Annotated in this window: 11 protein-coding genes; 10 read left to right on the top strand and 1 reads right to left on the bottom strand. The window is 61.8% G+C overall.

Translation table 11 applies throughout. The annotated features are described in order from the left end of the window. Window positions 1–3: 3 nt before the first annotated feature. The gene (locus tag B5G43_RS09690; RefSeq protein WP_087260705.1) at window positions 4–1,344 is read left to right on the top strand and encodes an ABC transporter permease; all 1,341 of its coding nucleotides are present in this window, start codon (window positions 4–6) and stop codon (window positions 1,342–1,344) included. A gap of 45 nt (window positions 1,345–1,389) precedes the next feature. Here the strand turns inward: B5G43_RS09690 and B5G43_RS09685 are convergent, their stop codons facing one another. Continuing rightward, the gene (locus B5G43_RS09685) at window positions 1,390–2,139 is read right to left on the bottom strand and encodes a metallophosphoesterase family protein (protein WP_087260703.1); all 750 of its coding nucleotides are present in this window, start codon (window positions 2,137–2,139) and stop codon (window positions 1,390–1,392) included. Window positions 2,140–3,467: 1,328 nt separating this feature from the next. Here B5G43_RS09685 and B5G43_RS09680 point away from each other — a divergent pair. The 9 genes from B5G43_RS09680 (at window position 3,468) to B5G43_RS09645 (ending at window position 12,687) form a co-directional block, all read left to right on the top strand. Next, complete coding sequence (locus tag B5G43_RS09680) at window positions 3,468–5,297, top strand: C69 family dipeptidase (protein WP_087260701.1); 1,830 nt, start codon at window positions 3,468–3,470, stop codon at window positions 5,295–5,297. A gap of 49 nt (window positions 5,298–5,346) precedes the next feature. Continuing rightward, a complete protein-coding gene (locus tag B5G43_RS09675) occupies window positions 5,347–6,039 on the top strand; it encodes a DUF6305 family protein (RefSeq protein ID WP_087260699.1) in 693 nt (230 codons plus the stop codon). A 73-nt stretch (window positions 6,040–6,112) separates the two neighbouring features. Beyond that, complete coding sequence (locus B5G43_RS09670) at window positions 6,113–7,450, top strand: hypothetical protein (protein ID WP_204244486.1); 1,338 nt, start codon at window positions 6,113–6,115, stop codon at window positions 7,448–7,450. Between the two features lie 3 nt (window positions 7,451–7,453). Then, complete coding sequence (locus tag B5G43_RS17510; RefSeq protein WP_164488737.1) at window positions 7,454–7,627, top strand: hypothetical protein; 174 nt, start codon at window positions 7,454–7,456, stop codon at window positions 7,625–7,627. Between the two features lie 15 nt (window positions 7,628–7,642). Then, complete coding sequence (locus tag B5G43_RS09665; protein WP_206405021.1) at window positions 7,643–8,815, top strand: succinylglutamate desuccinylase; 1,173 nt, start codon at window positions 7,643–7,645, stop codon at window positions 8,813–8,815. Window positions 8,816–8,899: 84 nt separating this feature from the next. After that, a complete protein-coding gene (gene pgsB, locus B5G43_RS09660; RefSeq protein WP_087260695.1) occupies window positions 8,900–9,991 on the top strand; it encodes a poly-gamma-glutamate synthase PgsB in 1,092 nt (363 codons plus the stop codon). Beyond that, window positions 9,984–10,412, top strand: a complete 429-nt coding sequence (gene pgsC / locus B5G43_RS09655; protein ID WP_087260693.1) for a poly-gamma-glutamate biosynthesis protein PgsC — start codon at window positions 9,984–9,986, stop codon at window positions 10,410–10,412. Before pgsB ends, pgsC begins: the two co-directional genes overlap by 8 nt. A 9-nt stretch (window positions 10,413–10,421) precedes the next feature. After that, entirely contained in the window at window positions 10,422–11,525 is a 1,104-nt protein-coding gene (gene pgsW, locus B5G43_RS09650; protein WP_158097401.1) for a poly-gamma-glutamate system protein, read from the top strand. A 1-nt stretch (window position 11,526) separates the two neighbouring features. After that, complete coding sequence (locus B5G43_RS09645; protein ID WP_158097400.1) at window positions 11,527–12,687, top strand: peptidylprolyl isomerase; 1,161 nt, start codon at window positions 11,527–11,529, stop codon at window positions 12,685–12,687. Window positions 12,688–12,736: the final 49 nt, after the last annotated feature.

Here is a 12,736-nt window from a genome sequence, read left to right as displayed (position 1 = left end):
GCCATGCGCCCCAATGACCTCTTCCGCATGTGTGTGCAGAACCTGCTGCGCCGCAAATCCCGCACCTTCCTCACGGTCCTGGGCGTGTTCATCGGCTGCTGCTCCATCGTCATCATGGTCTCCCTGGGCATCGGCATGAAGGAATCCCAGGAAAAGACCCTGGCCAAGATGGGAGACCTCACCATCATCACGGTGAACGCCCCCCAGAGCGGTCGGGGGAAGAACAAGCTGGACGAGGCTCTGGTCAAGCGCCTGAGGACCATCTCCGGCGTGGAGGCGGTGACCCCCAAGCAGAGCCTGGAGGCGGAGACGATCAACCTGGTCACCGGCACCGGGCGGCGCTATCTGGCCGACTGGGTCAGCGTGGTGGGCGTGGACACCGACGAGATGGAGCGCCTGGGCTACCAGATCACCGAGGGACGCACCGCCAAAAAGGACGGCGAGGTGGTGGTGGGCCAGTACCTGGCCTACAACTTCAAGGACAACATGCGCCCCGAGGGGCGGAACATGGTGGACCGCTGGAGCGGGGATTGGGATGAAAACGGCAACCTGACCAATGTACCGCCCCCCTACTTCGACCCGCTGAAGGAAAAGAAGATGACCCTGGAGATCGAGAACGACGGCAAAAAGGTCACCATCCCCATCGTCCCGGTAGGGATGACCAAGGAGGACTACTCCAAGGGCAGCGAGACTTCCGACGGCGTCATTCTGAGCCTGAGCGACCTGCGCAAGATCCTGGACAAGCTCCAGGGCAACAAAAAGAAGGCGGTGCCCTACAACTCCGTGCTGGTGAAGGTATCGGCCATCGACCAGGTGGAGCCGGTGGAGAAGGAGATCAAGGCCATGGGCTACAACACCGACTCCATGGAGAGCATCCGCAAGCCCATGGAGCAGGAGGCCCGGCAGAAGCAGATGATGCTGGGCGGCCTGGGCGCCATCTCCCTCTTCGTGGCGGCGCTGGGCATTACCAACACCATGATCATGTCCATCTCGGAGCGCACCCGGGAGATCGGCATCATGAAGTCCCTGGGCTGCTACGTCACCGACATCCGGGTGATGTTCCTCTCCGAGGCGGGTGCCATCGGGTTTATCGGCGGCCTCATCGGCTGCGTGGTCAGCGCCATCGCGTCGGTGGTCATCAACCTGGCATCCCTGGGCTTTTCACCAGAAAATATCCTGCCCGCCATTGTGGGCGGGGAGGAGGTGAGCCGGGTGTCGGTGATCCCGCCGTGGCTCCTCCTCTTCGCGGTGGTGTTCTCGGTGTTCATCGGCCTGGGCTCGGGCTATTACCCGGCCAACAAGGCCGTGCGCATCCCGGCACTGGAGGCCATCAAAAGCGAATAAACGGCAACCGGCCGCCCGTCAGGGCGACCGGTTGTTTTTTGCGTGTTAAAGCAGGCGCACGATCTGTTCCCAGAGCAGCACGAAGCCTCCGTCCAGCAGGCGGTCCTCGTGGTAGTGCCCGAAGAACCAGTGGCGGAAGGTTGTAGCCTGCCGTACCTCTTCCAGGAAATCGGTCAGGCGGTCGTGCGTGTAGCTCTCGCCCGGGGCCAGGCCATCCAGGACCTGATTGGGGGCACAGTGGGTGACGATGTAGTCCACCCGGTGGCCCACCCGCTCCAGATTGCGCCGGGCCTCCTGGTACTCCGCCTCCGAGGGCAGCTCCTGCCGCCACCAGGTGCGGTGGGCCACCCGGAAGCGGCCGCCCATGCTCCGCAGCAGGCGGTACTGCTCCTCAAAATCATCGGCCCGGGGGTCCAGGATGCCGTCCTCCACGTCGTGGCTGCGGGCCCCGCCCATGGTGAAGAAGGTGCGCCCCTCCAGGGTAAAGACCTGCCCCCGCATCAGGTGGAGCACATGGGGGCGGAGCCGCTGGACCAGGCCGCCCTGCCACTCCTCCACCGGGTAGCGGGCCAGACGGTCGAAATTTTCGTGATTGCCGGAGACGAACAGCGTGGTGAAGGGAAGCTGCTCCAGCCGGTCCAGCTTGCGGGCGTCCCGGCGGCTGCCGTCCCACACGCCGCCGAAGTCGCCGCAGATGAGCACGTAGTCCTCCCGGCCCATCTCCTGCTGTTCCGGGAAATTGGCCGGCTCGAAGCGCTCAAATTCGCCGTGGGTGTCGCCTGTCACATAGAGCATGGCTGCTCGCCTCCTTTTCCAACAGTATACCATAACTTGCACGATTTGGGGGAGCACACGACTGGGGATCGAGTGGGCTGTCCGCGGAGGCGGTCTTTCTACGGCCGACTGTCGGATGATCGGTTTCTGCAAGTTCACAGTCGCCTGTCATGACTGCGCCCGCGCGGCCATAGAATGGACAAACCGCGTCAAGAGGTAATTTGTGGAAAGAGACTGCGCCGGTTTTTTTGCTGTAACCGGTAAGGCTATCTATATTTATAAGGGAAGCCATATATTGAATCAACCTTATTTATTCCTGAAACCGGACAAAACCTTAAGAAATACTGAAAGAAATCTTTAAAAACTTAAAGGTATAGTTCTGCGCGAATGAATATACGTGATTTATCCGGATATATGCAATGTGACCAAACTGCGGGACAGGAGGAAAATACCAGAGATTTGCGCTGCGCCGATGGGAAAAGGAGCGAGCACTTGTCTTATTGAAACGCTGAAAGAGAGACACCTTTTGACTTGCAAATATATGGGGCGAAATGTTTTTTGTAGGAGGACATTCTGGAGGAAACTCCTGGTATCTGCCGCTCCGATGAGAGGTCTGTCCGGACGGCAGAGCACAGCTCTGTGCCATTCTACATGATTTGTCGTCCAAGTTCCTTTATCAGGTAAAATCTGGCTAAGTTTCTACATTTATATGCGCCTTTGTTGCATTTGACGAATATTTACGGGGATTTTTTGGCGCCTGCCAGGTTTTACCCACTCCTTCCCGGTAAAAAAATTCATTAGTCGCCGTATTCCGAGCGATTTTTATCAACTTTTGACGAAGCTTAAAAATTATTTGATAAAGTATAGCCTTTTTTGTGGATAAATGCTATAATCAAAACGCCCAAATCAGCTGACACTTGTGCGGTTTCCCAGCCCGCCGGCGCGGAGGGCATCTTTCTTTTCCGGCTGCGGATGGCGCTGCAAGGCCCGTTTCCGCGGGGGGAAGAGCTCCGCTTTGGGACGCCGGGTGTACGCGATTGAAAAACAATAGAGCGGACCAGATCCATGGTAAAGGCTGTCTTTGTTCAGGTCAGCCGGAAATCGTTCTGTCCCCCGGAGGGCTGCGGCCCGGCCGGCGGGATTGGCGATATTCCCCTGGGGATGAAACCGATTGAAACTCATTTGACGCAAGTTGAAGTATGCATACGGAAGGGAATGAGGGGAGCCCAATACGCAGCAACAGTAAGATCCGTGCATAAGGTTCGACGAAGCAGAAAGGACGGTGAGCAAGGACAGAGACCCTACCTCAGCGCAAACGTGTGAAAGCAGATAACGCGAAGGAGGAAAACATGAAAGGTACATTCAAGAAATTGGTTTGCCTGGCAACCGCATGTGTGATCGCTCTGGGTACCGCCACCACCGCCAGTGCGTGTACCACCCTGGCCGTGGGCAAGGACGCGTCCGACACCGGCTCCGTTCTGGTATCCCACACCTGCGACGGTTGGTATGACCACCGCATCCAGATCGTGGAGGGCGGCACCCACGCCGCCGGCGAGATGGTAGACATCTACAACGATCCCTGTACCGCCACCAAGAATGAGGTCACCCTGAAGGGCCAGATCCCCCAGGCGGAGACCACCTACACCTACTTCAACATCGGTTATCCCTTCATGAATGAGAAGGGCGTCGTCATGAGCGAGTTCACCTGGAGCGGCCGCAGCGAGGTCAGCTCCGCTGAGGGCATGATGGTCATCGCCAATCTGGAGATGCTGGGCCTGCAGCGGGCCTCCACCGCCCGGGAAGCCGTGGAGATCATGGGCGCCCTGGCTGAGGAGTACGGCTACTGCGACGGCGGCGAGTGCCTGCTGGTGGCCGACCAGAACGAAGTGTGGATCTTTGAGATCTGCGGCGGCGGTCCCCTGTGGACCCAGGGCAGCGAGGCTCCCGGCGCCCACTGGGCGGCCCGGCGCGTGCCCGACGATCAGGTCTATACCGGTGCTAACCGCTCCCGTCTGGGTGTGATCGACTTCAACGACACCGAGAACTACATGTGGTCCACCGACATCACCGCTCTGCCGGAGCAGATGGGTTGGTGGAGCGAGGGTGAGGACTTCAACTTCACCCAGATCTTCAACCCCGAGCCCTACGGCTATGAGTTCTACGCCAGCCGCCGCGAGTGGCGCGTGTTCAGCCTGCTGGCTCCCTCCCAGGAGTTCCCCGTGCTGGATAACCAGAGCCACTACGACTTCACCATCAAGCCCGACGAGCTGGTCTCCGTCCAGGACATCATGGACATCTACAGCGACCACCTGGAGGGCACCGAGTACGACATGACCCAGGGCCTGGCCGCCGGTCCCTTCGGCAACCCCCATCGCTGGCAGCTGGCCAGCGGCGATAAGCCGGAGAGCGCCGCCAATGAGGACTGGGAGCGCGAGATCGCTCAGTTCCGCTGCACTTACAGCTTCGTGGCGGAGCTGCGCCCCGACATGCCCGGTGAGATCGGCAGCGTCCTGTGGTTCGGCGAGGATTCTCCCGACACCACCGTCTACACCCCCATCTACGCCGGCACCACCTCCGTTCCCGAAGAGTGGTCCACCGGTGACCGGAAGAGCTTCGACCAGAACTGCGCCTGGTGGGCCTTCAACTTCATCGGCAACTATGCCCAGCTGAACTGGAACGCCATGTACCCCGTCATCCGCGAGAAGAAGGCCGCCATCGAGAGCGAGTACTTCGCCGAGCAGGCCGACGTGGACGCCAAGGCTCTGGAGCTCTACAACACCTCCGGCGCTGACGCCGCCAAGGCTTACCTGACCGACTATGTGTACACCAACCTGGAAGAGCTCAACGACGAGTGGTGGGCCTTTGCCTGGCAGCTGGTGGGCACCTACTATGACGGCATGCGCATCGAAGAGGACGGCTCCTCCACCACCCTGGGCTATCCCACCGAGTGGCTGGAAGAGGTTGGCTTCGGCGCCACCAGCCTGGCCGACAAGGGCGAGACTCCCGCTGAGCCCGACGCTTCCGCCGAGCCCGACGCCCCCGCCGCCTCCGGTGAGCCCAGCGCTCCCGCTGTGAACACCACCACCAGCAACTCCACTGCGCTGGTCATCGGTTCCATCTGCGTGATCGTCGTGGCCATTGCTGCGGTCATCATCCTGCAGAAGAAAAAGAAGAACTGATCGGTCTCCGCATAACCGGCAATCCTGACATTGAAGAAGGAGATTTATTATGAAAAACAGCAAGAAACTGCTCGCCTCTCTTCTGGCTTTTGGCATGATCCTGTCCCTGGCCGCCTGTGGCGGCGGCGGCACCACCACTCCGGAGGACGAGAGCAAGGCTCCCGAGAACTCCACCGCCGTGACCGAGACCAAGGAGCCCGCCGATAACGAGACCACCGGCAACGAGACCACCGGCGGCGAGACCACTTCCGCTGAGTTCGACGGCAAGATCCACGGGCCCTTCCTGATGACCACCTGTGGTCAGAGTACCGGCTCCGTCATGCTGCACATGGTGGCCGGCCAGATCGGCGCCACCTCCACCGACGACCACGAGCTCTCCGCCGACACCTTTGATCCCGGCGATGCCAAGACCCTGATCGTCACCACCGGCACCAGCGGCAAGGGCATGGGCGCCGCCGGCACCGACATCAACGACGAGATCGAGCGCTGCACCGCCGTCATCGAGGCCGCCAAGGAGGCCGGGATGACCATCGTCTGCGCCCACGTGGAGGGCATGTCCCGCCGTACCGACGCCAATGACCAGGCCTCCATCGACGCCATCCTGCCTCTGGCCGACGTCATCATGGTGGTGGAGGAGAGCGACAGCGACGGCCTCTTCTCCGACTACGCCGCTGAGAACAACATCCCCATCATCATCTCCAAGGACGCCCTTGGCATGGGCGACTACATGGCTGCCGAGTAAGCTCCGCCCCCGAGATTCGGATCACGGACTGGGGGCGCACCGCGCCCCCAGTCTGCACTGAGGAGGTAATCTTGTGACTATGTTCCAGCACTCTCTGGCAGTTATCGCTGTGATCGTGGTGGTCTTTGCCCTGGCGAAGAAGTTCAAGGCGTGCACCGAGATCACGCTGCTGCTGGCGGCGCTCGGCGCTCTGGTGGCCCATCTGATCCTGCCTATGGGAGTTGATGAGCGCTCCGCCCTGCCCTTTACCGAGATCATCCGCCATCTGGTGGAAGGTACCTTCAACTACTTCGACGTCTGTATGACCTTCCTGACCGCCACCTTCTTCATGACCCTGTACAAGGAGACCGGCGGTGTCAACTACCTGGTGCACCAGATCGTGGGCCGCTTCTATAAGCGCCGCATTCTGTGCCTGCTCCTGCTGCTGGTGGTCATGATGGTCCCCGGTGCGGTCACCGGCTCCGGCGCCACCACCGTGCTGACGGTGGGCGGTCTGGTGGGTACCGTTCTGGCCGCCATGGGCGTGAAGGAGGACCGGCGTGTGGCCCTGGTGTTCATCCTGGCCGCCATGAGTGCCGCCTGCCCCCCCATCAACCTGTGGACCATGATGGCTGCCGCCGGCGCCAACATGCCCTATGTTGGCTTCACTGCCCCGCTGGCCATCCTGTCCCTGGGCGGCGCCCTGTTCGCCACCTTCTACCTGACCCGCGGCACCAAGAGCGACTCCCCCGTGGAGGACGTTCTGGCCACCCTGCCCCAGCCTCTCCAGGGCTGGAACGCGGTGCGGGCCTTCATCCCCTTCATCGTGATGCTGGTGCTCATCCTGGGCGCCCGTGTGATCCCCGCCTACTGGCCGGTCATCGGCCTGCCCATGATCTTCATGCTCAGCGCCGGTTCCGTGCTGCTCTGTGCGCCGCATAAGGTCAATGTTCTGGAAGTGGCCGTCACCACCGTGGTCAACCTGAAGGAACTGGTGGGCATCATGGTCGCCGTCGGCGTGCTGAACCAGATCCTGACCCTCACCGGCGCCCGCGGCCTCATCTCCCTGGGCGTGGTCATCCTGCCCATCGCCCTGCTGTTCGCCGCGCTGTGGATCATCCTGCCGGTGGCCGAGGGCGTGCTGCAGTACGCCGTGGCCCCCCTGCTGGGCGTGCCTCTGATCATGCTGTTCAACATGAAGGGCTATAACGCCGTCATCGCCCTGGCCGCCTGGTCGGTCATGTGGCCGGTGGGCGACTGCCTGCCTCCCACCGCCGTGGTGGGCCGCGCGGCCGTCATGCAGCTGGACTACAAGGGCAGCTACTACAAGGGCTTCCTGAAGGCCGCCCTGGTGCCGATGCTGTTCATTCTGGCGCTGTGTACCGCCGCTATGATCTTCAACAAGCCGCTGGGCAATCTGCTGGGGGTGTAACGTATGGATATTCTGGTCATCATCAACACCATTTTCACGGTCCTTACCTACGCCACCGCGCTTTTCTTCCTGATCGCGATCATTCGCGCGTTCTGCCGCACGAAAAACCCGCAAACCGCGTTGGTGTATTGTGTCATCATGGTTCCCTTCGTGCTGCGCCTGCTGCGCCTGAAGTAAGGGGGAGGGATACAGTTGAAGAAGCTGAACATCAATACGGTGAAGGCCATCTGCGTCATCATCTTCGCCTTCTGCGTGGGCGTGGCCGGCTATCTCTTCTGGGAGCACCGTAACTACAAAGAGCCGGTCGTGGTCAGTGAGTACATCACCGAGGTCAAGAAGCTCAGTGATTACAGCGACGTGGTCAAGGGCACGACCAACGACTGCAATGTCTACATTTTCGACAGCGGCGTCGAGGGTGGATGCATGCTCATCTGGGGCGGCACCCACGCCGAGGAGCCCGCCGGTGTCATGGCGGCCAATCTGCTGGTGGAGAACCTGAAGGTCAACCAGGGCAAGGTCATCCTCATCGACCGCCAGAACAACAGCAGCTCCACCAACTCCCGCGTGGGTGAGGCCTATCCCCGGTTCTTCACCTACGAGACCGACTGGGGCACCAAGGTCTGGCGCTTCGGCGACCGCCACGCCAATCCCCTGGACTCCTGGCCGGATCCTGAGGTCTACATCCACTATCCCAGCGGCCAGACCCTGGCCAACGTGGATATCCGCAACACCAACCGCAACTGGCCCGGCAAGGCCAACGGCCTGCTGACCGAGCGCACCAACTACGCCATCACCGAGCTCATCAAGGCTGAGGGCGTGGACATGACTCTGGACCTCCACGAGGCCGAGCTGGAGTACACCGTGGAGAACACCATCGTGGTCCATGAGAAGGGCCAGGCCGTGGCGGCCATGGTGTCCATGATGCTGACCTCCGAGACCTTCGACGTGCCCATCGGCATGGAGTTCTCTCCCACCGCCCTCCATGGCCTGAGCCATCGTGAGGTGGGCGACTACACCGACGCCGCTTCCTACCTGGTGGAGGTGGCCGAGCCCATGCTGGACCGTATCCGCGGCATCACCGACGAGGAGCTGCTGATGAGCGGTAAGGACGTCTTTGTCATCAAGGCCGGCGAGCACAAGCTGCTCTACGCCCCCATCGACGAGAACGGCTGGCCCATCGACAAGCGCGTGGCCCGGCACATCGCCACCGCCACCACCATCATGGAGGTCAACAACACCGTCAACCCCGATCAGACCATCCTGATCGAGAACATCCCCACCTATGAGGAAATGATGGAGAACGGCCTGGGCGGCTACTACCACGACCCCTCTGCCGTCTCCGCTGACCGGGTCTACTACGACTGATCCAACAACATCCAAACATCTGCGAAAAGCCCTTCGTCTGACGGCGAAGGGCTTTTCCGGAAGCCTGGGAGAGGAAGAGACGCCATGCTCGCAGTATCCCTGATCCTGCTGGCCGGATACATCGGCTGGCTGCTCTATGAGGCCTATGCCAACCGCCGGGCGCGGCGCTCCTTCCGCCACGTGATCCACGTCAGCGGCATCCGGGGCAAGACCACCACCTGCCGCCTCATCGACGCCCACCTCCGGCACGCCGGATTCCGGGTCTTTACCAAGACCACCGGAACCCAGCCGGTGTACATCGACACCGCCGGGGTGGAGCACCCGATCCGCCGTCCGGGCCTGCCCAACATCGCCGAACAGCTCTCCATGCTCCGCCGGGCCCGCCGGGAGGGCGCTGAGATCGTGATTCTGGAGTGTATGGCCGTTGCGCCGGAGCTGCAGCGGGTATCCCAGGAAAAGATGGTGCGAGGGGACTGGAACGTCATCACCAACGTGCGCTATGACCACATCTTTGAGATGGGGGAGAGCCTGGAGGAGATCGCCGAGAGCCTCAGCGCCGTCATCCCGGCCGACGGGGTGCTCTTCGTGGGGGAGGAGACCTTTTTTCCCTTCTTCCAGGAGCGCTGCCGGGCACGGGGGAGCGAGGCGGTCCTCTGCCCGGGCACCGGCCCGGCCGGGTCGGAGAACCGGGCCATCGCCTGCGCCATCGGGGCGCGGCTGGGGGTGGACCCCGCCGCCTTTCCGCAGGCGCAGGAGGATTACCACGCCGACTTCGGCACATGCCGGTGCTACGACCTGGGCGAACGGCGGTTCCTGGATCTCTTCTCGGCCAACGATCCCCAGTCGTCCCTTCAGCTTCTGCGGGAGACCTTCCCGGAGGGCGGAGAGCTGACCCTCATCTACAACCACCGCGCCGACCGGCCGGACCGCCTGCTGCTCTTTCTCCGCCACTTCTTCCCCCAGGTGCCCTGCCGCAAGGTCATCGTGCTGGGGGAGTGCCGCTATCTGGCCCGCCGGCTCCTGCACCGGGCGGGTGTGGAGCAGGTGGAGCTGGCCGCCAACTGGCGGGAGGCCCTGGAGCAGGCGGACACGCCGCAGATCGCCGGAGTGGGCAACATCAAGGGGCAGGCCTATCAGATGATCGAGTATTTGGAAAGGGGGGAGGCACATGAATGAGCTGGCGATCCTCTCCCTGGTGGTCACGCTGATCTTTACCGAGGCCACCCAGCTGGTGCCGGGGGGCATTGTGGTGCCCTTCTACTTCGCGCTGTATCTGGAGGAGCCGGTAAAGATCGCCGCCACACTGGTCTCGGCGCTCATCGCCGTGGGCGTGGTGCGGCTGCTGGGCAACGTCACCATCCTGTATGGGCGGCGGAAGTTCGCGCTGTACATCATCATCGGCCTGGTGGAGAAGGCCCTGTTCACCTATCTCTACTTCGGCGACTCCTACCTCTTTTACAACCTCTCCATGACCATCGGCTATCTGGTCCCGGGCATCCTGGGCAATCAGATGGAAAAACAGGGGTGCGTCAAGACCCTATGCGCCCTGGGTGTGGTGGTATTCCTCATCAAACTGATCCAACTGATCCTGACCTGAGGGATGCGCATGAGAACGAAAAAAACTGCGGTCCTGGCGGCGGCTCTGGCGGTGCTGGCCCTGAGCTGGTCCCTCCTGATTGCCACCCGGACCATGATCCCCACCGGAGATTACGCCGACAAGCTGGAGGCCGCCCAGCGGACACAGGCCTGTATGGAGGAGATCCGGCGGCTGAAAGAGGAGCTGGGCGTGCCCATCAACAGCGCCAGCGACATCAATGACACCGGCATGATCGGGCAGGACTACTCCCTCATCACCACCACGCTGGGCAATCTGGAGGCCAAGCGTACCTCCACCAACCCCAATATGGCCGCCATGGTGGTGGATATGTTCCATGAGCTGGAGCTCCAGCCCGGGGACAAGGTGGCGGTGAACTGCTCAGGCTCCTTCCCGGCGCTGAACATCGCGGTGATGTGCGCGGTGGAGGTGCTGGGGCTGGACCCCCTGCTGATGAGCTCCTTCGGGTCCTCCACCCACGGGGCCAACGACCCGGAGCTGACCTATCTGGATATGGAGCACCACCTCATCCAGAAGGGACTTTTGACACACAAGAGCGACTATATCTCCATCGGCGGACAGGAGGACGTGGGCAAGGACATGGACCCGGCCACGGTGGAGACCATCAAAACCCGCTTGACGGGGTATGGCTATTCCTTTTATTATGAAGAGGACCTGCTGGAGAACATCCGGCAGCGTCACGACCTCTATAACGACTATGGCGATATCCGCTGCTTCATCAATGTGGGCGGAAACGACGTCTCCTTCGGCAACAGCAAGGTGATCGTGTACAGCGACGGCGGCATCCTGACCGAGCTGTCGGAAAACGACCACTCCACCGGCCTGGTCCAGCTCTTCCTGGCGGACGGGGTGCCGGTGGTCCACCTGCTGAACATCAAGAGCCTGGCCACCGCCTACGGCCTGCCCATCGACCCCACGCCGCTGCCGCAGCCGGGGGAGGGGGGCGTCTACTACCAGTATGCCTACCAAAAGGGGTTTGCCTGGGCCGGACTGGCCCTGGCGGCCGCGGTATTCTATCTGGGCCGCGGGGCGTTCCGCTCTCCGGGAAAACGGGGAACGGCACAGCGTCCGGCGGACGGAAACAAGGAGTTTTAACATGAAAAGAATGTGCGTTGGAATTAGTTTGGCCGCTTTGATGCTGCTCTCAGCCTGCACCGGGAAACCGGCGGGCGAGGCCCCTTCCGGGGTCTATTACGACATCACCGGCGTGGACCCGGCGGAGACGGTCCTGGTGCTGGATGGCAATGAGATCCCCGCCGAGCTGTACTGCTACTGGGCGGCCTTCAATTGCAGCGCCTTGGAATATCAGCTCAAGATGTACCACGACTACTTCGGCATGTACGAGGAGGTCTTTCAGGACGACGGGACCATCGACTGGAACGCCAAATTCCCCTCTTCTGACATGACCCTCAACCAGTACGCCAAGGATATGGCCGAGGACACCGTGTTCTTCTACGCCGCCATTGAGAATCTGGCGGATCAGTACGGCGTCACGCTGACAGAAGAGGACGAGGCCGCCATCGACGAGGAGATGGAGGGCATGAAGGAGTCCCTGGGCGGCGAGGAGGAGTTCCAGAATTATCTGGAGGAGACCGGCCTGAGCGTGGACAATCTCCGCCGGGTGATGTCGGCCACCAGCCTGCTGGACGGCCTCATGGAGCTGGCCGGCCAGGAGGGCAGCGAGATCTACCTGGACCCCGCCAAATATGGAGATTACCTGGGCTATACGGACTACATTTTCCTCTCCACCGACGGGCTGAGTGAGGATGAGGCCGCCGCCAAGCGCCAGACCGCCGGGGACATCCTGGCCCAGCTGGAGCAGGCCGAAGACAAGGACGCGCGCTTTGCCGAGCTGGCAACGGAGTACAACGAGGATACGAACCGGGGCGAGACGGGCTATTTCTACACACCCGGTACGCTGCCCGCCGCTGTGGAGAAGGCTGCCGCCGCGCTGGAGCCCGGCGCGGTCAGCGAGCTGGTGGAGAGCGAGGAGGGCCTGTACCTGGTCCTGGGGAAGTCCCTGGAAGAGGGACTGGCCGGCGATCCGCAGCAGACCGACGCGGTGCTCCAGAACTATGTGGTGGAGCTGGTGAACACCTACCAGGAGGAGATGGAGGTGGAGCGCCGGGGGACCCTCACCGATATGGAGATGGGAGAATTCTATCAGAAGTATCTGGACGAGATGGATCAGAGGGCGCTGGATGACGCCACGGAGATCCTGGACGGCGCTGCGACCAGTACCGAGCCCCAGAGCTAACCGATCCGCAAACGATAAAACGCCCGGGCCGCCCCCCCCCCCCGCCCCG

Source organism: Flavonifractor sp. An92, assembly GCF_002159175.1.
Classification (GTDB): Bacteria; Bacillota; Clostridia; order Oscillospirales; family Oscillospiraceae; genus Pseudoflavonifractor_A.
The sequence above is the reverse complement of the archived record's forward strand: the minus strand, read 5'-3'. Positions and strand labels throughout refer to the sequence as shown.

Bases quoted from the DNA above. Each gene is read 5' to 3' on its own strand.
- B5G43_RS09690 (WP_087260705.1), top strand. From the start codon at position 4: ATGCGCCCCAATGACCTCTTCCGCATGTGTGTGCAGAACCTGCTGCGC.
- B5G43_RS09685 (WP_087260703.1), bottom strand. From the start codon at position 2,139: ATGCTCTATGTGACAGGCGACACCCACGGCGAATTTGAGCGCTTCGAG.
- B5G43_RS09680 (WP_087260701.1), top strand. From the start codon at position 3,468: ATGAAAGGTACATTCAAGAAATTGGTTTGCCTGGCAACCGCATGTGTG.
- B5G43_RS09675 (WP_087260699.1), top strand. From the start codon at position 5,347: ATGAAAAACAGCAAGAAACTGCTCGCCTCTCTTCTGGCTTTTGGCATG.
- B5G43_RS17510 (WP_164488737.1), top strand. From the start codon at position 7,454: ATGGATATTCTGGTCATCATCAACACCATTTTCACGGTCCTTACCTAC.
- pgsB (WP_087260695.1), top strand. From the start codon at position 8,900: ATGCTCGCAGTATCCCTGATCCTGCTGGCCGGATACATCGGCTGGCTG.
- pgsC (WP_087260693.1), top strand. From the start codon at position 9,984: ATGAATGAGCTGGCGATCCTCTCCCTGGTGGTCACGCTGATCTTTACC.
- pgsW (WP_158097401.1), top strand. From the start codon at position 10,422: ATGAGAACGAAAAAAACTGCGGTCCTGGCGGCGGCTCTGGCGGTGCTG.
- B5G43_RS09645 (WP_158097400.1), top strand. From the start codon at position 11,527: ATGAAAAGAATGTGCGTTGGAATTAGTTTGGCCGCTTTGATGCTGCTC.